This window comes from Mycobacterium bourgelatii, assembly GCF_010723575.1.
Lineage (GTDB): Bacteria > Actinomycetota > Actinomycetes > Mycobacteriales > Mycobacteriaceae > Mycobacterium > Mycobacterium bourgelatii.
The window spans coordinates 5,793,424-5,817,465 of record NZ_BLKZ01000001.1 but is presented as its reverse complement, the minus strand read 5'-3'; the positions used below and the strand labels follow the sequence as shown (position 1 = coordinate 5,817,465).

Here is a 24,042-nt window from a genome sequence, read left to right as displayed (position 1 = left end):
GCCGGTGACGGAGCCCGCTCCGCCCGCTCCCGCGGCCCCACCGGTGCCGCCGGTGCCGCCCTGACCGCCCTGTTGACCGGCGGTGTCGAGCCCGCCGTCGGCGCCGGTGCCACCGGTGCCGCCGATCCCGCCCTGGCCGCCGGTGCCGCCGTCGCCGCCGATGCCTTGAGTGCCGCCGCCACCAGCGCCGGCTGCGCCGCCGGTGCCGCCGGTGCCGCCCTTGCCGCCGGCCGCACCTTGCCCGCCTTGGCCGCCGGCGATGACGCTGTCCAGGCCGGCCCCGCCTTGGCCGCCGGTGCCGCCTTTACCGCCTTGGCCACCGGATCCCGCGACACCCGCGGTGCCCGGACTGCTGCCGACGCCCGCGTCGCCGGCGTCTCCGCCGGTGCCGCCGGTGCCGCCCTGACCACCCTGTTGACCGGCGGTGTTGAGTCCGCCGTCGGCGCCGGTGCCGCCTTGGCCGCCGGTGCCGCCTTGGCCGCCGCTGCCGCCCTCGCCGCCCACACCCTGGGTGCCGCCCCCGCCAGCTCCGGCCGCGCCGCCCGTGCCCCCGGTGCCGCCCTTTCCGCCGGCCGCACCCTGACCGCCTTGGCCGGCGGTGTTGCCGAGGTCGTCCAGACCGGCACCGCCCTTGCCGCCGGTGCCGCCTTTACCGCCTTGACCACCCGACCCCGCGACTCCCGCGGTGCCGGGGGTGCTGCCGACGCCCGCGTCGCCGGCGTCCCCGCCGGTGCCGCCGGTACCACCCTGACCACCCTGCTGGCCGGCGGTGTTCAGCCCGCCATCGGCGCCGGTGCCACCGGTGCCGCCGATCCCGCCCTGGCCGCCGGTGCCGCCCTCGCCGCCGACACCTTGAACACCGCCGCCTCCGGCGCCTGCGGCGCCGCCGGTGCCACCGGTACCGCCCTTACCGCCGGCCGCACCCTGACCACCTTGACCGCCGGTGTTGCCGAGGTCGTCCAGACCGGCACCGCCCTTGCCGCCGGTTCCGCCCTTGCCGCCTTGACCACCCGAACCGGCTACGCCCGCGGTGCCCGGGCTGCTGCCGACGCCCGCGTCGCCGGCGTCCCCGCCGGTGCCGCCGGTACCGCCCTGACCTCCTTGTTCGCCGGCGGTGTTCAGCCCGCCGTCAGTGCCGGTGCCGCCTTGGCCGCCGATCCCGCCTTGGCCGCCGGTCCCGCCGACGCCACCGATGCCCTGGCTGCCGCCGCCCCCAGCGCCGGCCGCCCCGCCGGTACCCCCGGTGCCACCCTTGCCACCGGCCGCGCCCTGGCCGCCTTGGCCGCCGGCAACAACGCTGTCCAGACCGGCACCGCCCTTGCCGCCGGTGCCGCCTTTACCGCCTTGACCACCTGAACTGCATGCCTGCGGTGCCTGGCTGCTGCTGACGTCTGCGTCGCCGGCGTCCCGCCGGTGCCGCCGGTACCGCCCTGACCGCCTTGTTCGCCGGCGGTGTCGAGCCCGCCGTCAGTGCCGGTGCCGCCTTGGCCGCCGATCCCGCCTTTGGCTGCCGGTCCCGCTGACGCCGCTGATGCTTTATTGCCGCTGCCCCAGCGCCGCCGCTGCTGGTGCTGCTGGTGCCTTTTGCCGCCGGCTGCGCCTTGGCCGCCTTGGCCGCCGGCGATGACGCTGTCCAGGCCGGCCCCGCCTTGGCCGCCGGTACCGCCTTTACCGCCTTGGCCACCCGAACCGGCGACACCCGCCGCGCCGGTGACAGAGCCCGCTCCGCCTGCCCCAGCGGCGCCGCCGGTGCCGCCGGTGCCACCCTGACCACCCTGCTGACCAGCGGTGTCGAGCCCGCCGGCCGCGCCGGTGCCACCTTGGCCGCCGATCCCGCCCTGGCCGCCAGTCCCGCCCTCGCCGCCGATGCCTTGGCTGCCGCCGCCACCCGCTCCAGCCGCCCCACCGGTGCCGCCGGTGCCACCCTTGCCGCCGGCTGCGCCTTGGCCGCCTTGGCCGCCGGCGATAACGCTGTCCAGGCCGGCCCCGCCTTGGCCGCCGGTACCGCCTTTACCGCCTTGACCACCCGAACCCGCGACACCCGCCGCGCCGGTGACAGAGCCCGCTCCGCCTGCCCCAGCGGCGCCACCGGTCCCGCCGGTACCACCCTGACCACCCTGCTGACCAGCGGTGTCGAGCCCGCCGTCAGCGCCGGTGCCACCGGTGCCGCCGATACCGCCCTGGCCGCCAGTCCCGCCCTCGCCACCGATGCCTTGGCTGCCCCCGCCACCAGCACCGGCCGCCCCACCGGTGCCGCCGGTACCGCCCTTGCCGCCGGCCGCGCCCTGACCACCTTGACCGCCGGTGTTGCCGAGGTCGTCCAGACCGGCGCCACCCTTGCCGCCGGTACCACCTTTGCCGCCTTGACCACCCGAACCCGCGACACCCGCACTTCCGGTGGTGCTGCCGACGCCGCCGGCGCCGGCGTCCCCGCCGGTGCCACCGGTACCACCCTGACCACCCTGCTGGCCCGCGGTGTTGAGGGCGCCGTCCGAGCCGGTCCCGCCGGTGCCGCCAGTGCCGCCGACACCGCCGGTGCCGCCTTGGCCGCCTTTGCCCTGGCTGCCGCCGCCACCCGCTCCCGCGGCCCCGCCGGTGCCGCCGGTGCCGCCCTTGCCGCCGGCCGCGCCCTGCCCACCTTGACCGCCGGTGTTGCCGAGGTCATCTAGACCGGCGCCACCCTTGCCGCCGGTACCACCTTTGCCGCCTTGACCACCCGAACCCGCGACACCCGCACTTCCGGTGGTGCTGCCGACGCCGCCGGCGCCGGCGTCCCCGCCGGTGCCACCGGTACCACCCTGACCACCCTGCTGGCCCGCGGTGTTGAGGGCGCCGTCCGAACTGGTCCTGCTGGTGCCGCCAGTGCCGCCGACACCGCCGGTGCCGCCTTGCCGTTTTGCCCTGGCTGCCGCCGCCACCTGCTCCTGCGCTCCTGCTGGTGCTGCTGGTGCCGCCCTTGCCGCCGGCCGCGCCCTGGCCGCCTTGCCCGCCGGCAATGAGGCTGTCCATACCCGCCCCGCCTTGGCCACCGGTGCCGCCTTTACCGCCTTGACCGCCGGAGCCCGCGACGCCCGTCGCGCCGGTGCTCGAGCCCGCGCCACCCGCGCCCGCGGCGCCGCCGGTGCCACCGGTGCCGCCCTGACCACCCTGCTGGCCCGCGGTGTTGAGGGCGCCGTCCGAGCCGGTCCCGCCGGTGCCGCCAGTGCCACCGACACCGCCGGTGCCGCCTTGGCCGCCTTTGCCCTGGCTGCCGCCGTTCCGTCTGGCGGCGGTCTGCCGCTGGTGCTGCCTGCCTGCCGGCGGCGCCCTGACCACCCTGCCCACCGGTGTTCCCGAGGTCATCGAGTCCGGCCCCACCCGTGCCGCCGGTGCCGCCTTTGCCGCCTTGACCGCCGGAGCCCGCGACGCCCGTCGCGCCGGTGGTAGAGCCCGCGCCACCCGCGCCCGCGGCGCCGCCGGTGCCACCGGTGCCGCCCTGGCCACCCTGCTGGCCCGCCGTGTTGAGGCCACCGGCGGCGCCGGTACCGCCCTGACCTCCCACGCCGCCAACCCCACCGGTGCCACCGGCGCCACCCGCACCCTGGCTACCGCCACCCCCGGCGCCGGCCGCCCCACCCGTGCCGCCAGTGCCGCCCGCTCCGCCGGCGGCGCCCTGACCACCCTGGCCACCGGTGTTTCCGAGGTCATCGAGTCCGGCCCCACCCGCGCCGCCGGTGCCGCCTTTGCCGCCTTGACCGCCGGATCCCGCGACGCCCGTCGCGCCGGTGGTAGACCCTGCGCCGCCCGCGCCCGCGGCGCCGCCGGTGCCGCCGGTGCCGCCCTGGCCGCCCTGCTGGCCCGCGGTGTTGAGCCCGCCGGCAGCGCCGGCGCCGCCCTGACCCCCCACGCCGCCAACCCCGCCGGTGCCGCCCTGGCCACCGGCGCCTTGGCTGCCGCCGCCACCCGCCCCGGCCGCCCCGCCCGTGCCGCCGGTGCCGCCCGCTCCGCCGGCGGCGCCCTGACCACCCTGCCCACCGGTATTGCCCAGGTCATCCAGCCCAGCGCCACCTGCGCCACCGGTGCCGCCTTTGCCGCCTTGACCGCCAGAACCCGCGACGCCCGCCGCGCCGGTGGTAGAGCCCGCGCCGCCTGCGCCCGCGGCACCGCCGGAGCCGCCGGTGCCGCCCTGACCACCCTGTTGGCCCGCGGTGTTGAGGCCGCCGTCGGTACCGCTGCCGCCCTGGCCGCCAGCGCCGCCAACCCCACCGGTACCGCCCGCGCCGCCGACGCCCTGGTTGGCCCCGGTCCCGCCACCGGTCCCGCCGCTACCTCCCGCACCACCAGCAAAACCAGCGCCACCCATGGCACCGGTGCCCGACGCGGCGTTGGCGCCGTCGGCACCCGCCCCGCCGGTGCCACCCTGGCCACCCGCACCGCCACTGCCGGCGCTACCGGGCGCGCCACCACTAAGACTGAACAACTGGCGTTCGCCACCGGCCCCGCCCTGGCCGGGCGTGCCGCCGTTACCGCCCGTACCACCGGACCCACCGACGCCGCCAAGACCGGCAGCGACGCCATCGCCGCCATTGCCGCCCATACCCCCGGCACCACCGTCGCCGCCGAGGCCGCCTTGCCCACCGGAACCGAGGAACAGCGCGCTCTGCCCCCCAGCGCCGCCGTTGCCACCGCTGCCACCGATCCCACCGGTACCGCCCATGGCCCCGCCGGCGCTCCCGACCCCACCGGAACCACCGCTCCCGCCCTGGCCGCCGGCACCGCCGGGGGAGAACAACCCACCTGCTCCGCCGGCTCCACCCGTACCGCCGTTACCCCCAGCCCCGCCGCCGACACTCCCGGCCGCTCCGATGCCACCGGCGCCGCCGACACCGCCCGCACCAAACAACCACCCAGCGGCCCCGCCGGCCCCGCCGGTGCCGCCACCGCTGCCGCCGACGCCGCCAGCCCCGCCCACACCAAAAATCCAGCCGCCGCTGCCGCCAGCACCACCGGTGCCGCCCCCGATGCCACCGGCGCCACCCGCACCGCCGTTGCCGAATAGCCCAGCGGGCCCGCCAGCCCCGCCCGTCTGCCCCGTCGCGCCGGGCGCGCCGTTTCCGCCGTTGCCGATCAGCAGCCCGCCGGGACCCCCGGCAGCCCCCGCTGTCGCCCCGTCGGCGCCATTGCCGATCAGGGGGCGTCCCAGCAGCGCGTTGGTGGGGGCGTTGATCAACGCCAGCAAGCTCTGCTCCAGGCTCTGCAGCGGGGAGGCGCTCGCGGCCTCGGCCGCGGCGTATGCAACCGCACCTCCGCCCAAAACCTGCACAAATTGGCTATGAAAAAGTGACGCCTGGACGCTGATCGCTTGATATTCCGCGGCATGCAGGGCAAACAACTTTGCGATGCCCGTTGACACCTCGTCGGCGGCAGCGGAGACCAAGTTAGTCACGAGGGGTTCGGCCGCCGCGTTGGCTACGCCAAGTGTCGAATGGAGCGCGGCCAGATTTTCGGCTGCGGCACTTAGCAATTCAGGGGTGGCGACAACGTAGGACATGGCTGCTCCGATGACCTAGGACAACTCGTGCGCCCCCACCCTCGACGCATGTGCTTGCCGAATCGTATCTGCGATCGGAGCGAAATGTTAGCCCATTTCATTTGCATTTATCCGGCACCCCTAACGGGCGAGTTGGTGACCGAACAAAAGCGTAGATTTGTCAATCCCGTAGGCAATTGCGCCATATTTGGTCAATTTCGCCAGCTCAACCGATGAGCGTCGCGAGACCTGACGACGGACAAATATATAGAACGTATTTAATTTCCCAACCGGCGAAGTCGGAGGCGCTGACCCTGGTCTATGCGTATTGCGGGCGCACCGGGTCGGCCCGGCTCGAGTGGGTCCTGCGGGTGTCCTGGCAGCAGGGCGCGCGAATCGCACGCACTCCCGACAGGTGAGCCGCGTCAACGTGCTGCGCGCCCGTCGGGGCAGTCCGCGCCCAGCGTTACGTGAACGTGTGGGTCAGCGGTTCTGGAAATTGGGCTTGCGCTTTTCGGCGAACGCCCGCGGACCTTCCTTGGCGTCGTCGGACAGGAACACCTGAATACCGATCTGGGTGTCCAGCTTGAATGCCTCGTTCTCGTGCTGTCCCTCGGTTTCCCGAATGGTGCGGAGAATCGCCTGGACGGCCAGCGGTCCGTTGTTCTCGATGATCTCGGCGAGCTCGAGGGCCTTGGTCAGCGCCTGACCGTCCGGGACGACATGCCCGATCAGACCGATCTCTTTGGCCTCGGCGGCGGTGATGTGCCGTCCGGTCAACAACAGGTCGCAGGCCACCGTGTACGGGATCTGGCGCACCAGCCGCACGGCCGAGCCACCCATCGGGTAGAGGCTCCACTTGGCCTCCGAGATCCCAAACTTGGCGCTCTCGCCGGCGATGCGGATGTCGGTGCCCTGCAGGATCTCGGTGCCCCCGGCGATCGCGGGCCCTTCGACGGCGGCGATCAGCGGCTTGGTCAGCCGCCGCCCCTTGAGCAGAGCGTCGATGCGTGACGGGTCGTAGCTGCCGTCCTTGAAAGAGTCACCCGGCGGTTTCTGGGTTGCTGCCTTGAGGTCCATGCCAGCGCAGAAGTAGCCACCAGCCCCGGTGAGGATGCAGCAGCGGATGTCGGGATCGTTGTCGACGCGGTCCCATGCCTCCACCATGATTTGCATCATTTCCGTGCTCAGCGCGTTGCGCCGGTGGGGTCGGTTCATGGTCACGATCAGCGTGTGACCGCGTTGCTCGATCAGGGCGTCCGGTCCGGCGTCGTTTGCTGGAGCCTCGGTCACGGTTACCGCCTCTCGCTCGTCATTGGGCATCAGCTTGTCAAGAAATGTAACACGTTCTAATTTGGTCCCGTGGCCCTGAACATTGCCGATCTCGCCGAGCACGCCATCGACGCTGTGCCTGACCGTGTCGCCCTCATCTGCGGCGACGAGCAATTGACCTACGCCGAGTTGGAGGAGAAGGCCAATCGCCTCGCGCACTACCTGCTGGAGCAGGGCGTGCAGAAGGACGACAAGGTCGGACTCTACTGCCGAAACCGCATCGAGATCGTGATTGCGATGTTGGGCATCATCAAGGCGGGCGCCATCTTGGTGAACGTCAACTACCGCTATGTCGAGGGCGAACTTCGCTACCTGTTCGACAACTCCGACATGGTGGCGCTGGTCCACGAACGCCAGTACTCCGACCGGGTGGCCAACGTGCTGCCCGACACCCCCAAGGTCAAGACGATCCTGGTGGTGGAAGACGGCAGCGACAAGGACTACCAACGCTACGGCGGCGTGGAGTTCTACTCGGCGATCGCCGACAGTTCGCCCGAGCGCGACTTCGGTGAGCGCAGCGCCGACGCCATCTACCTGCTCTACACCGGTGGCACCACGGGCTTCCCGAAGGGAGTGATGTGGCGCCACGAAGACATCTATCGAGTGCTGTTTGGCGGAACTGACTTCGCGACAGGCGAATTCGTCAAGGATGAATACGACCTGGCCAAGGCTGCCGTGGCGAATCCGCCGATGGTCCGGTATCCGATTCCGCCAATGATCCACGGCGCCACTCAATCTGCCACCTGGATGTCGCTGTTCTCCGGCCAAACCACCGTGCTGTCGCCAGAATTCAACGCCGACGAGGTGTGGCGAACGATTCACAAGCACAAGGTGAATCTGTTGTTCTTCACCGGTGATGCGATGGCGCGGCCGCTGCTGGATGCTCTGCTGGCGCATCAGGAAGCTGGGAACGAGTACGACCTGTCTTCGCTGTTTCTTTTGGCGAGCACTGCCGCGTTGTTCTCGCCGAGCATCAAGGAGAAACTCCTTGAGCTGCTTCCGAATCGGATCATCACCGACTCGATTGGCTCGTCCGAGACCGGATTCGGTGGCACCAGCATCGTCGCCAAGGGTGCCCCGCACAGTGGCGGTCCGCGGGTGAGCATTGACCACCGCACCGTCGTCCTGGACGAAGACGGCAACGAGGTGAAGCCCGGCTCGGGCGTTCGCGGGTTCATCGCCAAGAAGGGCAACATTCCCGTCGGCTACTACAAGGACGAGAAGAAGACCGCCGAGACGTTCAAGACCATCAACGGAGTGCGGTATGCGATTCCGGGTGACTGGGCCGTGGTCGAAGAGGACGGCACCGTCACGATGCTTGGCCGTGGCTCGGTGTCGATCAACAGCGGCGGCGAGAAGATCTATCCGGAGGAGGTCGAGGCGGCGCTGAAAGGTCACCCCGACGTCTTCGACGCCCTGGTGGTCGGCGTGCCCGACCCGCGTTACGGCCAGCACGTGGCCGCCGTCGTGCAGCCCAGGGAAGGGGCGCGTCCGTCGCTGGCCGAACTCGACGCCTTCGTGCGGTCGGAGATCGCGGGATACAAGGTGCCGCGCAGCTTGTGGTTTGTCGACGAGGTGAAGCGGTCACCGGCCGGCAAGCCGGACTACCGTTGGGCGAAGGAGCAGACCGAGGCGCGGCCAGCCGACGACGTGAATGCTGCGCACGTGGCGACGGGAGCCTGACGCGATTTCGTCGGGCGGGACGGGCGTTTTCGTCAAGCAGCGTTCGGAAGCGCCCGCTGATTTCTTCGGCTGGGAAGCCGCAGGCTTGCGATGGTTGTCGAGTGTGCCCGGTGGCGTGCCGTGCGCGCAGGTTCTGTCCGTGGACGCCACCAGCCTGACCCTGCGTCGGCTCAGTGCGACGGCGCCGACCTCGGAATCGGCGTTCTTATTCGGAAGCCAATTGGCCGTCACGCATGACGCGGGCGCGGCGGCGTTCGGCGCAGGACCCGAGGGTTGGGACGGGCCGGGGTTCTTCGGACCGTTGTCGCAGCCGTTGCCGATGTCGCTTCGGCAACACCGACGTTGGGGCGACTTCTACGCTGCAGAGCGCCTTGTCCCGATGGCGCGGCTCGCGGCACCGCGGCTCGACAATTCGACCTGCACGGCGATAGACGCAGTCGTGACACGTTGCCGCGCCGGTGATTTCGACGATGATGACCCGCCGGCCCGGCTGCACGGAGATTTGTGGAGCGGCAATGTGATGTGGACGCGGGACGGTGTCGTGTTGATCGACCCGGCAGCGCACGGCGGACACCGCGAGACGGATTTGGCGATGCTGGAGCTGTTCGGCTGCCCTTATTTCGACGACGTGATTACCGGATACCAGAGGGTGCGGCGGCTGAAACCCGGCTGGCGCGAACGCGTGGGACTGCATCAGCTGTTCCCGCTCCTGGCGCACGTCGTGCTGTTCGGCGGCAGCTATGCGGGGCAGACTCATGCGGCCGCGCGGGCCGCGCTGGACGCCTGACCCCGCGACGCCCGCACCAGCCCTAGCCCGGATTTTTCGTGAAACGTTGTGAGTTTCGGGGTGTAGATATGCGAAAGTGCCTGTCCTGCAAGGAATAATTGGACTTCTCTACGGGTTCAGTCGTTCCAGCGGGAAGGCACCTCGCAGGTGAAGAATATCGCGGTCGGGTCGCGGGTGAAAGTTTCCGCCGACGGTTATGGTGTCGTGTCGCATGCCGGGATGGCCATGGTGCGTGAGCTCGCGGACCGCAGCGGGTTATCGGCGCAGGTCACCGCCGCGTTGGCAGATACCTACCGGGGCCCGTGGGTGTATGCGCCCGGGGAGGTGTTCGCTGATCTGGCTGCCGCGGTCGCCGATGGGGCGGACTGCATCGACGCGGTCGGACAACTGTGCGGCGACCGTGAGCATGTCCTGGGTGCCAAAGCCTCCACGACCACGATGTGGCGGCTAATCGATGAGCGCATCGATGCTTCGCACCTACCGCGGGTGCGTGCCGCCCGCGCAGCGGCCTGGGCCGCCGGCGCCGCCCCCGCACCGGGTGGCTGGTTGCACATCGACATCGACGCCACCCTGGTCCTCGATCATTCCGATAACAAGGAGAAGGCAGGGCGACCTGGAAAAGACCTACGGTCACCACCCGCTGCTGGCCTTCGTGGACCGCCCCGAGATCGCCGGCGGGGAAGCGCTGGCCGGCCTACTGCGCCCCGGTGGCGCGGGCTCCAACACCGCAGCTGACCACGTCAGTGTCCTAGCGCAGGCACTGGCCGGCCTGCCGGCGCGATGGCGGCCGGACCCCGATCATCGCGACGACCCCGACAAGCCGGCGGTGCTGGTGCGCTGCGACACCGCCGGGGCCACCCACGACTTCGCCGACGCCTGCCGCGCCGCGGGCGGGGTTCTCCTTCGGCTACCCCGTGGATTGGCGGGTGCAGGACGCTGTGGACACTCTCAACATCGGGCAGTGCTGGTATCCGGCGATCGACACCGACGGTGGTATCCGCGAGGGCGCCTGGGTCGCCGAGGCCACCAACCTGGTCAACCTGTCATCGTGGCCGGCGGGGACCCGGCTGATCCTGCGCAAGGAAAGGCCCCATCCGGGTGCGCAGTTGCGGTTCACCGACGCCGACGGGATGCGGGTCACCGCGTTCATCACCGACACACCGCCCGGTGTGGTCGCCGGCCAGGTGGCAGGTCTGGAACTACGCCACCGCCAACACGCCCGCGTCGAAGACCGCATCCGCGAACTCAAAGCCACCGGCCTGCGCAACCTGCCGTGTCAGGCATTCGACGCCAACGCCGCCTGGCTGGAAATCGTCTTGGCCGCAGCCGATCTGGTCACCTGGTGCCAGCTCATCGGATTCACCGGCCACCCCGGCCTGACCCGTGCCGAGATCGCTACCTTCCGCTACCGAGTCCTGCACGTCGCAGCCCGCATCACCCGCGGCGCCCGCCGAACCCGACTACGCATCGACGCCACCTGGCGATGGGCCGCAGCCATCGCCACCGCATGGCAACACATCCGCACCGCCTTCGGTTGACCGACAACCCAGCTGACCAACCGAGCACGAAAGACCACCGGCCCTGGGAAAGCCCGCCAACCCGGCGACACGGGACAACCCCAACACGCCCTAAACCACACAAACCCCAGACACCACGCACCCCATCGCCAAGTCCGACCGAAATCACCCTCGACGAAAAATCGAGGCTAGACGCCGCCACCCCCACAAGCGTCTACAGTCAGTGCGCGATGACGATCGATGTGTGGATGCAACATCCGACGCAGCGGTTCCTGCGCAGCGACATGTTGGACTCGCTGCGGCGCTGGACCGGTGGCTCGATACCCGATGCCGACATCCCCATCGACGCAACCATCGCGTCCATGGACGCGGCCAACGTCGATATCGGCCTGCTCAGCGCCTGGCGCGGCCCGAACGGCCAGGACCTGGTCTCCAACGACGAGGTCGCCGAATGGATCCGGTTGCACCCAAAGCGGTTCGCCGGGCTGGCCACGGTCGACCTGGATCGCCCGATGACGGCGGTGCGCGAGTTGCGCCGGCGTATCGCTGACGGATTCGTCGGCCTGCGCATCGTGCCGTGGCTGTGGAACGCGCCGCCCACCGACCGCCGCTACTATCCGCTGTTCGCCGAATGCGTCGAATCCGGCGTGCCGTTCTGCACCCAGGTGGGCCACACCGGCCCGCTGCGGCCGTCGGAAACCGGACGGCCAATTCCCTACATCGACCAGGTGGCCCTGGACTTTCCGGAGCTTGTCATCGTGTGCGGTCACGTCGGTTACCCGTGGACCGAGGAGATGGTGGCCGTAGCGCGCAAGCATGAAAACGTCTATATCGACACCTCTGCCTACACCATCAAGCGGTTGCCGGAAGAGCTGGTTCGCTTCATGAGAACGAGTACCGGGCAGCGCAAAGTGTTGTTCGGCACCAACTATCCGATGATCGCCCATTCGCACGCGCTGGAGGGTCTGGACGGATTGGGGCTGAGCGAGGACGCTTGTCGTGACTTTCTGCATGGCAACGCCGTGCGCGTTTTCAAGTTGACCCGTTAGCGAAAGGTGCAGAAGTGAACGGTGCGCAGGCTCTGATCAACACCCTGGTCGACGGCGGGGTCGACGTTTGCTTCGCCAATCCGGGGACCTCAGAGATGCACTTCGTGGCCGCGCTGGACACCGTCGAAAAGATGCGCGGCGTGCTCACCCTGTTCGAGGGTGTCGCGACCGGGGCGGCCGACGGCTACGCACGGATCGCCGACCGCCCGGCGGCGGTGCTGCTGCACCTTGGTCCCGGCTTGGGCAACGGTTTGGCCAATCTGCACAACGCCCGCCGCGCCCACGTGCCGATCGTGGTCGTCGTCGGCGACCACGCCACTTACCACAAGAAGTACGACGCCCCACTGGAGTCCGACATCGATGCGGTCGCCGGCACCGTTTCGGGATGGGTTCGCCGCACCGAATCCGCCGCCAACGTCGGTAGCGACACCGCCGAGGCAATCGCGGCCAGCAGGTCCGGTCCCCAGGTCGCGACGTTGATCCTGCCGGCCGATGCGTCCTGGTCCGAGGGTGGGCAGCCCGCCCCGTTCCCCGGCGCCGAGCCGGTACCTGCGGACTTCGACGTATCGGCGGCGGCCGCGCTGCTGCGATCCGGCGAGCCGGCGACAATCCTCATCGGAGGAGACGCCACTCGTGGACCGGGATTGGCCGCCGCCGCTCGCATTGCCCAGGCGACCGGAGCGCGGTTGTTGTGTGAGACCTTCCCGACGCGGCTCGAGCGCGGCGCGGGCGTGCCCGCCATCGAACGGCTGGGGTACTTCGCCGAGGCGGCCGCGGCCCAACTGGACGGGTCCAAGCACCTCTTGCTGGCGGGAGCCCGGTCACCGGTGTCGTTCTTCGCCTACCCGGACGTGGCGAGCGATCTGGTACCCGCCGGCTGCGACGTGCACACGCTGGCCGAACACCGCGGTGCCGCGGTGGCGTTGGTTGCCTTGGCCGAAGAGGTGGCGCCCGGTACGACGGCGCCGCTCGCCCCCGCATCCCGTCCGCAGTTGCCGACGGGCCCGCTGACGTCACTGAGCGCCGCCGACGTGATCGGGGCGCTGTTGCCGGAGCGGGCGATCGTTGTCGACGAGTCCAACACCTCTGGCGTGACGCTCGCGGCGTCCACCGCCGGCGCGCCTGCACACGACTGGTTGACCCTGACCGGCGGGGCGATCGGTTACGGGATTCCGACGTCAGTGGGCGCCGCCGTCGCCGCACCGGATCGTCCGGTGCTGAATCTGGAATCCGACGGCTCGGCGATGTACACGATCTCGGGCCTGTGGACCCAGGCCCGGGAGAACCTCGACGTCACCACCGTCATCTACAACAACGGCGCCTACGACATCTTGCGGATCGAGCTGCAGCGTGTCGGCGCGGGCTCCGCGCCCGGGCCCAAGGCGGTCGACCTGCTTGACATCAGCCGTCCCACAATGGATTTCGTCAAGATTGCGGAGGGCATGGGTGTTGCCGCACGTCGAGTCACCACCTGTGAAGAATTCGCCGAGGCGCTGCAGCAGGCCTTCGCCGAACCCGGACCGCACCTGATCGACGCGATCATCCCGTCGATCCTGGGCTAGTCCAGCGACGGTCCCGTGACGGCCAGCCCGTCGGAGTGGTTGAACAACCACTCCGTCAATGTGTTGAGCACTCCCACGCCGGTTTGGAAAGTATCGGCCTCGGCCGCCATGGCCACGCCCAACACGCCCAATTCTGTTGGCAATATCCCGAATTGGCGCACCAGATAGCCATCCTCCACACCTGGGCCCCAACCGCCCTTGGCGGCAACGCCTTTGGCGGCCAGTCCCCACTGTTGTTCGGCCACAAGACGGTTCATCAGGTCGAGGACAACGGCGGCATCGGGAACACCGGCCAGGTTCGCGGCGAAGCGCGCTTGGTCGCGCAAGGCCCACTGCGTTTGCCCAAATGGCGTGTAGCCGGCGCGAAGTCGCCGTGATTCGACGACGGTGGTCGAGTCGCCGCCTTCCCGAAGGACGGCTTGCACCTGCCGGGCCGCTTCCGTCGGGTCGCCCAATTGCGACCACAAGCTCTCCGATGCTGCGTTGTCGGATTGGCTGATCGCCTTGACTGCCAAGTCATCCGCTCGCGACGGGTCGTTCCGTAGTGCCGCGATGGCCAACGGGACCTTGATCGTTGACCATGCGACTCCCACCGACCAGGGGCCCAACGAGCGGACCTCATCGGGATACGCGATCGCGACGCCGATGGTGGCTGGGACTCGTGCGGAGAGCTCGTCAAAGCTCGCCTCGAGCGCACGGTGCAGGCGTGGGGCAGTCATGTCCCGCCTGAGGTTAGTACCAAGCGGGCGCGGCGCTCAGGCGGCAATCGATCGACGCCAGATCATGCAGCGCTCTTCGGGCCCGGCGACGGAATCAAGGGGTACCACCGACCCCGGCGGCGCCACCGGTACCCGCACCAGAACCGCCCGTGCCACCGGTGCTGCCGATGTTCCCGCTGCCCGTAGTAAACGTGCCGGCTCCACCTGCGGTGCCCAGGTTCCCGCTTCCGGAGGCGCCGCCGCTACCACCTTGGCCGCCGAGGCCGCTGTTGCCTCCGTCACCGCCGTCCCCATCGGTCGCACTTCCAGCGCCTGTGCCTTTGGCCCCGCCGTCACCGCCGGTACCACCGGTGCCGCCGGCGCCGCCCACACCACCGGCGCCACCGGCACCGGCGCCGCCGCCGCCTGACGCGCCGCCCGCGCCTCCGGTGCCGCCTAAGCCACCAGCGCCGCCGATGGCCCCGTTGCCGCCGTCACCGCCACTACCGGCATTGCCAGTGACTGCGCCCGAGCCGCCGTTGCCGCCGCCCCCGCCAACTCCACCGGTGGCACCCTTTCCGCCGGCCCCGCCGGCTCCCGCGTCGCCGCCCGTGCCGCCTTTGCCGCCGCCAGGGGCACCGGCGCCACCTTGGCCGCCCGCGCCACCGTTCCCGCCTGCGCCGGCAGTGAGGGAGCCAATTCCGCCGTTGCCGCCGTTGCCGCCGTTGCCGCCGATGGACGTTCCGCCGGGACCGGGTGCAAAGGCATCTCCGCCGTTGCCACCAGCTCCGCCTGCGGTGCCGTTGCCGGTGATGCCCTTGCCCTCGACGCTGAAGTTGGTCGCGTTTCCGCCGTCTCCGCCGCTACCGCCAACCGCCTTTCCGTTTTCGCCGGATGCGGTAGCGTTGCCGCCGGCGCCACCATTGCCGCCGCCGCCAAAGTTGCCGCCGTCCCCGCCGTCGCCGCCGTCTCCACCGTTGGCCGTACCACCCTTGCCGTTGGCCGTAGCCGCGCCACCCGCGCCGCCCGTGCCACCGGGGGCGAACTGCCCCCCGGTCCCGCCGTCCCCACCATTACCGGCGTTGGCCGTGGCGTTATCGGAATTGTCCGTCGCGGCGACGCCAGCTCCGCCCGTTCCGCCCTGTTGGAAGATGTTGCTGTTCGGGTCACTGACGCCCGTAGCCCCAGTTCCCCCAGGGTTACCGGGGTTAGGCAAGCCGGTGGCAGCGGTGGAGTTTGGAGTGATCGGGAAGTTGACACCGTCGGCGCCAATCCCGCCGGCCCCACCTTTGCCGCCGTTGCCGCCGTCACCGCCCTTGCCCGCATTACCTGGCAGGCCGACACCGCCGGGACCACTGCCGGGTGTACCCCCGAAGCCCTGAAAGCCGCCGTCGCTCCCGTTGCCGCCGTCACCGCCGGCCCCGCCGTTGGTTGTACCGATCGGGTTCATCGGTGTGATTTGGGTGCCGTTGGCACCGTTGGCGCCGTCGCCGCCATTGGCGCCGTTTCCGCCGTCGCCACCGTTGCCGGCGTTGCCGCCCTTGCTGTTGCCGCCGCTCCCAGCCCCGCCATTGCCCCCCATCCCGCCAGCACCTGCCTGGCCGGCATTGCCGCCATCACCGCCGGCGCCGGTTACCCCTGGTAATTCGTTGAAGTTGCCGTTAGCGGCACCAGTGCCACCGTTTCCGCCGGCACCAGCGTTGCCGCCAGTTCCGCCCTTACCTCCGGTGCCACCGTTGCCGCCGTCATTGTCGCCGCCAGTGCCGCCAGTGCCGCCGGTGCCGGCGCTGCCACCAGTACCGCCGGCGCCGCCGCTGCCGGGGCCGATGTCGATGGTGCCGGAAGCGCCGGCGCCGCCTTGACCACCTTTGCCACCGGAACCGCCAGCGCCGCCTTGGCCGCCCGTACCGGCAATACCACCGACCCCTGCAGTCCCGCCGAGCCCGCCGGTTCCACCGATTCCGCCGTTGCCGCCCGTGCCACCGGCCCCACCGTCGGGAGTGATCAAGACACCGTTGTCCGGGGTGACGGCATTGCCGCCGTTACCGGCCAGGCCGCCCGACCCTGCCGCGCCGCCCATGCCGCCGTTGCCGCCATCGCCGCCCGGGCCACCGGCATTGCCACCTGCGCCACCCGCGCCGCCGGCCGCGCCGTCACCACCGTCTTGGCCGACACCTCCAGCGGGCGCCACATTCGTGCCGGTCGCGCCAGTGGCGCCGCTGCCGCCGTTGCCACCGGCGCCGCCCGTGCCGCCGGCACCACCACTGCCACCCTTGCCGCCGTTGGCGCCGTTAGCCCCGCCCGCGCCGCCGTTGCCACCCGCACCCCCGACGACACCATTGGCGCCGGTACCGGCGGTGCCCGAAGCGCCGGACCCGCCTTGACCGCCGGTCCCGCCGTTTCCGCCGTCGCCGCCCTTGCCCAGGCTGCCCGCGGTGCCGCCGTTGGCCAGTCCGCCGGCACCGGGTGCGCCGCCCGCACCGCCATCTCCGCCGGCGCCGCCGATGGCGAGGGCGGGATTGGTGCTGTTGTTGCCGCCGTTCCCGCCGGCGCCACCGTTTGCGCCGTTGCCGCCGGTGCCCCCGGTCCCACCGGTACCGCCGGGACCGCCCGCGGCGCCGCCGTTGCCACCGGCACCACCCGCACCGCCGGTTTGGCCGGCGCCGCCCTCCGTGTCGACGTTGCCGGCGTTGTCCGTCCCGGCTGCGCCGGCACTGCCGTTGCCGCCGTTGCCGCCGTTGCCGCCGTCGCCGCCGAAGCCCTGGGCGCCCACATTGCCGCCGCCGCCAGTGCCGGCCGCGCCGCCGGCTCCGCCCACGCCGCCGTTGCCGCCGTTGCCGCCGCCGCCCCCCGCGTTGCCGTTGCCGGCGGCGTTCGCGCCGTTGCCGCCCAAACCACCTTTGCCGCCGGTGCCGCCCTGGCCGCCCGTGCCGGCGATGCCGCCGGGTACCGCGGCACCGCCCTGGCCGCCCTGTCCGCCGGCACCACCGGCGAAACCGTCTCCACCCTTGCCGCCGGCCATAGCAGCGTTGGCGCCGTCACCGCCGGCGCCGCCCGCGCCGCCGGTGCCACCGGTGCCACCGACCCCCAGGCCACCGGGGGCGCCCGCACTGGTGAGTAAGCCACGGGTGCCCGCAGCTCCACCCGCACCCGCGGTGCCGCCAATGCCGCCGGTGCCGCCAGTGCCACCGATACCGGTGGGATTGTCAGCACCATGGCCGCCCGTCCCACCGGTGCCGCCTTGGCCGCCCTGGCCACCGGCCCCGGCGTGTCCGTACAACACCGGGCCGGCACCGCCGGGTCCGCCATTGCCGCCCTTGCCGCCGGCCCCGCCGGTGCCACCAGCGACCATGGGGTTGTTGGAATCGAAGCCGGCCCCACCGTCGCCACCTTGGCCGCCGGCTCCGCCGTTGCCGCCGTTCATGAACAAACCACCGGCCCCGCCGGCGCCACCGTTACCGCCGTTGCCGGCCACGCCGCCGCCCAGCGCGCCGGGACTGCCGATCCCGCCGGCGCCCCCGTTGCCGCCCGCGCCGATGAATACCGCGCCGTTGCCGCCGTTCCCGCCTTGGCCGCCGGTACCACCTCCGGCGCCGCCGATGCCGCCGGTGCCACCCACGCCACCGCCGCCGAAGAACGTCGAACCGTTGCCGCCGTTGCCGCCCGTGCCGCCGACACCGCCCATGGCGCCGGTTCCACCCATGCCGCCCGCGCCGCCGCCGCCGAACAGTAACCCCGCATTGCCGCCGTTACCGCCCCGAGCGCCGCCGTCGCCGCCTTTGCCGCCGTGCCCGCCGTTACCCCACAGCCCCGCCGACCCACCGTTGCCACCTGGCTGTCCCGGGTCGCCGTCCGCGCCGTTGCCGCCGCTGCCGAACAACCAACCGCCGTCCCCGCCGTTGCCGCCTGGCGTTGTTGCGTTGGCGCCGTTACCGATCAGCGGGCGGGACAACAGCGTCTGCAGGGGCGCGTTGAACTGGTTCAGGAACGACTCGAGTGGCGACACGGCGGCCGCCTCGGCGGAGGAATACACCGCGGCGCCGCCGGCCAACGCCCGCACGAACTCGTTGTGGAAGGCCGCAGCCTGTCCGGCCAGCGCCTGGTAGCCCCGACCGTGCTGAGAAAACAATGCGGCGATTGCCGCCGACACTTCGTCGGCGGCTGCGCTCGCCACTGACGTCGTCGAGGCCGCCACGGCGGCGTTGTGCGTGGCCAGCGATGCACCAATTTGGCCGACATCGGAGGCAACGGATGCCACCAGCTCCGGCGCCACACTCAAGAACGACATCTGGCACCTCGCAGACGCTTTGCCGCCCGGGTGTTACTCGGACGTGGTCGATGCAATCGGTAGTCGGATCGTATCGCCGAATCGGGCGGCCAACCCAGCGAATCGGGCCGAAATATTACATAGTGTTCAGCAGTCGTCGTCAGCGGCGGATGGACCACACCGGATCAGCGCATTCGACCCCCTCGGCGGACAGTTGGCGCTTGAGCACCTTGAAAGTCACGGTGCGAGGAAGTTTCGGGCTGATCCGAACATAGGACGGCCACTGCTTGGGTCCCAGGTCGGGTTGTTCGGCCAGAAAGGCCCGAAACTTGTCGGCATCGAACTCGGCGCCCGGCGCCAAAACCATTGCGGCCATGACCTGGTCACCGACAGTTGGATCGGGCACGGCGTACACCGCCACTTCCACGGTGTCGGGGTAGCGCAGCAGCACCCGCTCGATGGGTGCGGCGCCCAGGTTCTCGCCGTCAACCCGCATCCAGTCGCCAAGTCGCCCAGCAAAATAGGCGTATCCCTTTTCGTCGCGATACGCCAGGTCGCCGCTGTGATACACCCCGCCCGCCATCCGCTCGGCCGACGCGGCCTCGTCGTTGTAATAGCCCTCGAACCGGCCCGCGCCGGCGGTATTGACCAGCTCACCGACCACCCCGACCGCGCACTGCTCGCCGGTCTCCGGGTCGACGATCTGCACTCCGTCCGGCAACGGGCCCAAAGCACCGGGCGGTGTATCCGGTGTGCGGGCGATCGCCACTCCGCCCTCGGTCGATCCGAAGCCGTCCTGGACGAGGCAGCCGAATCTGCGGCCGAACTTCTCTATGTCGCTGGGCACCCCTTCGTTCCCGTACACCGCGCGCAACGGATTGTCCGCGTCGTCGGGGAGTTCGGGCGTGGCCAGGACGTAGGACAACGGCTTGCCGACGTAGTTGGCGTAGGTCGCGCCGTAACGGCGGACGTCCGGAAGAAATTGGGACGCCGAGAATTTGCGTCGCAGCGCCAGTGAGCCCTGAGAGGCGAGCGCGACTGCCCACCCGACCAGCACCGCATTGGAGTGGAACAGCGGCATCGACACGTAACAGACGTCGTCGCGGCCAAGGTCGAAGCGCTGCGCCATGGTGGTGCCGGCGATCGCCACCTTGCTGTGGCTGCACTTCACCGCCTTGGGATCGCCGCTGGTACCAGAGGTGTAGATCAGCATGAAAAGGTCCGTCGGCGAGGCGGATTGAAACTGCAGTTCCGCATCTGGCGGTGGGGCATGTGCGGCGACCTCGTCGGCCCAGACGTTGGAGTCGACGTTCAGGTGCTCGATACCGTCCAACGGCGCCGCCGAGCCCGAGTCGGCAAGGACCACTTGGCAATCGGCGTGTTCGATATCGCGGATCAGCGCCGCGCCGCGGCGCACCGGGTTGAGGCCCACCGGCACGATGCCCGACATGCCCGCAGCCACCAGCATCGCCGAGAAGAACGGCGTGTTCTGCAGCAGCACGCCGACGTGTGGGGGACGGGCGGGGTCAAGGCGTGCGCGCAGCGCCGCGGCGATCGCCGCGCCGTGTCGCAGGTGGTCGCGCCAACTGGTGAACGAGTCCTCGAAATAGACACCGCGGTCGTCGATTTCGGCCAGCGGCACCAACAGTTGGGTGACGGTAGGGTCTGTGCTCACCGCGGCCCTTTCGTCGTATCGAGCGTCACGCTGGTGTGGCACCCGAGCCCCGCCGCCACGCTGGCGTGACGCTCGGCATCGCTCAGGCGACGCCCGCCGGCGCTCAGGCCGGCGTCTCCGCCAGTTCCCGGCCGATCTGGCGCAGCTGGCCGGTCGCGCCACCCAGCGCGAACTCGGTTTCTTTGGCTGCCAAAAAGTATCGGTGCACCGGGTGGTCGGTGTCGACGCCGACGCCGCCGTGCACGTGCACGATGGTGTGCGCCACCCGGTGTCCGGCGTCGGCCGCCCAGAACGCCGCGGACGCGACGTCGATCTCGGCCGGGATGTCCTCGGCCACCTTCCAGGCCGCCTGGGTCAACGTCAGCCGCAGGCCCTTGACGTCGATGTAGCCGTCGGCCAGCCGCTGCGCCACCGCCTGGAAGCTGCCGATGGGGCGGTCGAACTGCTCACGGGTGCGCGCGTAATCGGCCGTCATCTGTAACCCTCGCTCGAGCACCCCGAGCTGGAATGCGCTGCGGCCCAGCGTCGAAATGGTACGCAGCCAAGCAGCGACATCGGCGCCGCCGACCTTGCGCCCGGCAGCCACCTCAACACCGTCCAGTGCCAGGTGCGCGACGCTGCCCAGGCCGGTGGTGTCCAGCGCGGTCACCGTGACTCCCGGGTCGTCGGCGGCGACGAGGAAAACCGCCGTGCCGGAGTCGGTTTCGGCGGGCACCAGGAACGCATCGGCGACGGGACCGTAAAACGCCTGGGTGCGGGTGCCGCTGAGGCGGAAGCCGTCGCCGCCGGCCACGGCCTGCACCGGGCCCTCGCCCATCTCGCCGTCGATGGCGACGGTCAGGATCTTGTCGCCGGCCACGGCCGGAGCACCCCACGCCTGCTGCAAGTCCTCAGAACTGAACCGGGCCAGCGCGCCGGCCCCCAACACCACCGACTCCAAATACGGTACGGCGGCCAGTTGGTGGCCCAGCGCGACCAGAATCGCGACCTGCTCGAGCACCCCGAACCCGTCGCCGCCGACCTGGGTGGCGGCCGCGCTGGTCAGGATGTCGGAATCGACCAGCTTGCGCCACAAGTCGCGGTCGAACCGTTGGTCCAGCTTGTCGAGCTCACGCTGATGCTCCGGCGTGCACACCGCGTCCACGATGCTGTCGACCAGACCGCCCAGATCCTGTGCCGCTTCGGTCGTCGAAAAATCCATGCCTACTCCTTATTGAGGGCGGGGGCCTCTCCCGTGAGCCCGTACCGTCAGCGACTGCGAGGCAGGCCGAGCGCGACCATGCCGATGATGTCTCGCTGCACTTCGTTCGTGCCGCCACCGAAAGTCAAAATCAGGCACGCGCGGTGCATCCGCTCGACGCGGCCGCGCAGCAACGCGCCCGGCGAGTCCTGGCGCTGCGTGGCCGCGGTGCCGAGTACCTCCATGAGCAACCGGTAAGCCTCTGTGGCCAGTTCGGTGCCGAACACCTTGGCGGCGGATGCGTCGGCCGGCCCGAGCGCCTGATTCTCCGAGGACGCCAACTCCCAGTTGATCAGCTTGAGCACCTCGGCCTTGGCGTGTACCCGGGCCAGGTTGAGCTGCACCCATTCGGAGTCGATCAGCCGGGCGCCACTGGCGTCCTTGGTGTTCTGTGCCCACTCGCGAACCTCGCGCAGGCACAAGAAGATCGGCGCCGACGAGACGAGCGCCACCCGTTCGTGGTTGAGCTGGTTGGTCACCAGCTTCCAGCCGGCGTTCTCCTCGCCGACCAGATTGGTCACCGGCACGCGCACGTCGGTGTAGTAAGTGGCGCTGGTGTCCGGCCCGGCCATGGTGTGCACCGGCGTCCAGGAAAAGCCCTCGGCGGTCGTCGGCACGATCAGCACCGAGATACCGCGGTGCTTCTTGGCCTCGGTGTTGGTGCGCACCGCCAGCCAGACGTAGTCGGCGTAGGCGATCAGGCTGGTCCACATCTTCTGGCCGTTGATCACGTACTCGTCGCCGTCGCGGACGGCGGTGGTGCGCAGGTTGGCCAGGTCGGTTCCGGCGCCGGGCTCCGAATAGCCGATCGAGAAGTGCAGGTCCCCGGCGGCGATCTTGGGCAGGAAGAACTTCTTCTGCTCGTCGGTGCCGAACGCCATGATCGTCGGCGCGACGCTGTTGATGGTCAGGAACGGCACCGGGGCGCCGGCTAAGGCGGCCTCGTCGGTGAAGATCAGCGAATCCATCGGAGACCGGTCCTGGCCGCCGTACTCCTTGGGCCAGTTCAGGGTGAGCCACCCGTCCTTGCCCATCTGCGCGACGGTCTCCCGGTAAACGTTGCCGGTGCCGTATTCACCCTGGACCGAGCTCAGCGCCTCGCGACGCTCGGGAGTCATCAGCTTGTCGAAGTACGAACGCAGCTCGCGCCGCAACTCCTCCTGTTCAGGGGTGTAACTGATGCGCATGGCAGTCGCCTCCGGTCCGAGTCACGGGCGCCAATAGCTACCCATTCGTTCTCCCGGTTGTAACACGTTCTAGTCTGGGAATCCAGCGACCCTATCGTCAGCCATGCCGCAGCTCTAAGGTGGTGCTACATACTGATCCATTAGCCAACGAGTTCGGACGAGGCGTGTTTCTTACTCCCAGCCCAGGTTCAAGGAGGATGCCGTGCGAGTGAAAGTCGACCGTGACCGATGCGAAGGTAACGCCGTGTGCTTGGGAATTGCGCCGGATATCTTCGATCTGGACGACGAGGATTACGCCGTCGTGAAGACCGATCCGATTCCGCCCGACCAAGAGGATTTGGCCGAGCAGGCGATCGCCGAGTGCCCGCGCGCCGCCCTGCTCCGCGAAGACTGAACCGAAACTAGAGGTATTCATAAATTGACGAGCAGCAGTAACGCGACCGATCTGTCCGGAAAGGTCGCGGTGGTAACCGGCGCGGCCGCGGGTTTGGGCCGTGCCGAGGCCATCGGCTTGGCCCGGCTGGGTGCCACGGTGGTGGTCAACGACCTCGCCAAAGCCATCGACGCCTCCGACGTCCTCGACGAGATAGGTGCCGCCGGTTCCAAAGCGGTTGCGGTGACGGGCGATATCAGTGAGCGCTCGACGGCCGACGAACTCGTCGAAACCGCCGATGGACTGGGCGCGCTCAGCATCGTGGTGAACAACGCCGGCATCACCCGCGACCGGATGCTGTTCAACATGTCCGACGAGGAGTGGGACGCCGTCATCGCCGTACACCTGCGCGGCCATTTCCTGCTCACCCGCAACGCGGCGACCTACTGGCGCAACAAGGCAAAGGAGTCCAGCGACGGCACCGTCTACGGCCGCCTCATCAACACCTCGTCGGAGGCGGGACTGGTCGGGCCGGTGGGCCAGGCCAACTACGGCGCCGCCAAGGCGGGCATCACCGCATTGACCCTGACCGCCTCTCGAGCGCTGGGCCGGTACGGGGTTTCCGCCAACGCCATCTGCCCTCGTGCGCGCACCGCGATGACGGCTGATGTCTTCGGAGACGCTCCCGAGGTGCAAGAGGGTCAGGTCGACCCCCTGTCGCCCGACCACGTGGTCACCCTGGTCCAGTTCTTGGCCTCGCCGGCGGCGGCCGAAGTCAACGGCCAGGTGTTCATCGTCTACGGTCCCCAGGTGACCCTGGTGGCCGCCCCGACGGTCGAACAACAATTCCGCGCGGACGGCGAAGCGTGGGACCCGGGCCAGCTCAGCGCGACGCTGCAGGACTACTTTGCTGGCCGCGATCCGAACAAGAATTTTTCGGCGACCGGGCTGATGGCCTGATGTGGGCCTGATGCGGGCACGCAACGTTTCATCTACGATGCGGCCAACGCCAGAACTTGTCTCAAAGAGGTTACGAAAAGGCCCATTTACCTGCGAAATCAGCAGTCGTGATCAAGAAGTGACGTTCATTGACACGGCTAAGTCGTTCTGGGTTAATATGACTCGGCTCACACCGAGCAGCTTGTAAACCCCAAGCATGAACA

The 24,042-nt window shown here is 70.1% G+C and carries 13 protein-coding genes and 2 pseudogenes; 7 read left to right on the top strand and 8 right to left on the bottom strand.

From position 1 onward, the window contains the following. From G6N68_RS32410 to G6N68_RS25005, 3 genes and pseudogenes are all read right to left on the bottom strand, one after another. Positions 1-2,267, bottom strand: a pseudogene (locus tag G6N68_RS32410) (PE family protein); the annotation flags it as partial. 773 nt (positions 2,268-3,040) lie between these two features. Beyond that, a complete protein-coding gene (locus G6N68_RS25010) occupies positions 3,041-5,530 on the bottom strand; it encodes a PE family protein (RefSeq protein WP_163717951.1) in 2,490 nt (829 codons plus the stop codon). 462 nt (positions 5,531-5,992) lie between these two features. Continuing rightward, on the bottom strand, positions 5,993-6,832 hold the full coding sequence (locus G6N68_RS25005) for a crotonase/enoyl-CoA hydratase family protein (protein ID WP_163717949.1): 840 nt from the start codon (positions 6,830-6,832) through the stop codon (positions 5,993-5,995). A 39-nt stretch (positions 6,833-6,871) separates the two neighbouring features. Between G6N68_RS25005 and G6N68_RS25000 the strand changes: the two genes are divergently transcribed. From G6N68_RS25000 to G6N68_RS24980, 5 genes and pseudogenes are all read left to right on the top strand, one after another. Further along, on the top strand, positions 6,872-8,524 hold the full coding sequence (locus tag G6N68_RS25000) for an acyl-CoA synthetase (RefSeq protein ID WP_163717947.1): 1,653 nt from the start codon (positions 6,872-6,874) through the stop codon (positions 8,522-8,524). After that, positions 8,496-9,311, top strand: a complete 816-nt coding sequence (locus G6N68_RS24995) for a fructosamine kinase family protein (protein WP_163717945.1) — start codon at positions 8,496-8,498, stop codon at positions 9,309-9,311. Before G6N68_RS25000 ends, G6N68_RS24995 begins: the two co-directional genes overlap by 29 nt. A gap of 147 nt (positions 9,312-9,458) precedes the next feature. Continuing rightward, positions 9,459-10,849, top strand: a pseudogene (locus G6N68_RS24990) (IS1380 family transposase). Positions 10,850-11,058: 209 nt separating this feature from the next. After that, positions 11,059-11,877: an amidohydrolase family protein gene (locus tag G6N68_RS24985; protein WP_163717943.1), complete on the top strand. Its 819-nt coding sequence runs from the start codon at positions 11,059-11,061 to the stop codon at positions 11,875-11,877. Positions 11,878-11,891: 14 nt separating this feature from the next. After that, positions 11,892-13,439, top strand: coding sequence for an acetolactate synthase large subunit (locus G6N68_RS24980; protein ID WP_163717941.1), 1,548 nt, complete (start codon positions 11,892-11,894; stop codon positions 13,437-13,439). Here G6N68_RS24980 and G6N68_RS24975 read toward each other — a convergent pair. The 5 genes from G6N68_RS24975 to G6N68_RS24955 all read right to left on the bottom strand — a co-directional run bounded on the left by G6N68_RS24975 (position 13,436) and on the right by G6N68_RS24955 (position 22,506). Beyond that, positions 13,436-14,158 (bottom strand): serine hydrolase, encoded by a 723-nt coding sequence (locus G6N68_RS24975; RefSeq protein ID WP_163717939.1) that lies wholly within the window; start codon positions 14,156-14,158, stop codon positions 13,436-13,438. The genes G6N68_RS24980 and G6N68_RS24975 overlap by 4 nt on opposite strands. Before the next feature lie 94 nt (positions 14,159-14,252). After that, positions 14,253-18,425, bottom strand: coding sequence for a PE family protein (locus tag G6N68_RS24970; protein ID WP_163717937.1), 4,173 nt, complete (start codon positions 18,423-18,425; stop codon positions 14,253-14,255). Between the two features lie 139 nt (positions 18,426-18,564). Continuing rightward, positions 18,565-20,079: a long-chain-fatty-acid--CoA ligase FadD17 gene (gene fadD17 / locus G6N68_RS24965; RefSeq protein WP_163717934.1), complete on the bottom strand. Its 1,515-nt coding sequence runs from the start codon at positions 20,077-20,079 to the stop codon at positions 18,565-18,567. Between the two features lie 103 nt (positions 20,080-20,182). After that, complete coding sequence (locus tag G6N68_RS24960) at positions 20,183-21,280, bottom strand: acyl-CoA dehydrogenase family protein (protein ID WP_163717932.1); 1,098 nt, start codon at positions 21,278-21,280, stop codon at positions 20,183-20,185. Positions 21,281-21,327: 47 nt separating this feature from the next. Next, positions 21,328-22,506 (bottom strand): acyl-CoA dehydrogenase, encoded by a 1,179-nt coding sequence (locus G6N68_RS24955; RefSeq protein WP_163717930.1) that lies wholly within the window; start codon positions 22,504-22,506, stop codon positions 21,328-21,330. A gap of 202 nt (positions 22,507-22,708) precedes the next feature. On the opposite strand from G6N68_RS24955, the gene G6N68_RS24950 reads away from it, so the two are divergent. Next, on the top strand, positions 22,709-22,900 hold the full coding sequence (locus G6N68_RS24950; protein WP_163717928.1) for a ferredoxin: 192 nt from the start codon (positions 22,709-22,711) through the stop codon (positions 22,898-22,900). Positions 22,901-22,924: 24 nt separating this feature from the next. Further along, positions 22,925-23,839, top strand: coding sequence for a 3-oxoacyl-ACP reductase (locus G6N68_RS24945; RefSeq protein WP_163717927.1), 915 nt, complete (start codon positions 22,925-22,927; stop codon positions 23,837-23,839). Positions 23,840-24,042: the final 203 nt, after the last annotated feature.

Coding starts and splice junctions, on each gene's coding strand:
- G6N68_RS24995 (WP_163717945.1), top strand. CDS start 8,496: ATGCTGCGCACGTGGCGACGGGAGCCTGACGCGATTTCGTCGGGCGGG.
- G6N68_RS24955 (WP_163717930.1), bottom strand. CDS start 22,506: ATGCGCATCAGTTACACCCCTGAACAGGAGGAGTTGCGGCGCGAGCTG.
- G6N68_RS24975 (WP_163717939.1), bottom strand. CDS start 14,158: ATGACTGCCCCACGCCTGCACCGTGCGCTCGAGGCGAGCTTTGACGAG.
- G6N68_RS24985 (WP_163717943.1), top strand. CDS start 11,059: ATGACGATCGATGTGTGGATGCAACATCCGACGCAGCGGTTCCTGCGC.
- G6N68_RS25010 (WP_163717951.1), bottom strand. CDS start 5,530: ATGTCCTACGTTGTCGCCACCCCTGAATTGCTAAGTGCCGCAGCCGAA.
- G6N68_RS25005 (WP_163717949.1), bottom strand. CDS start 6,832: ATGCCCAATGACGAGCGAGAGGCGGTAACCGTGACCGAGGCTCCAGCA.
- G6N68_RS24970 (WP_163717937.1), bottom strand. CDS start 18,425: ATGTCGTTCTTGAGTGTGGCGCCGGAGCTGGTGGCATCCGTTGCCTCC.
- G6N68_RS24960 (WP_163717932.1), bottom strand. CDS start 21,280: ATGGATTTTTCGACGACCGAAGCGGCACAGGATCTGGGCGGTCTGGTC.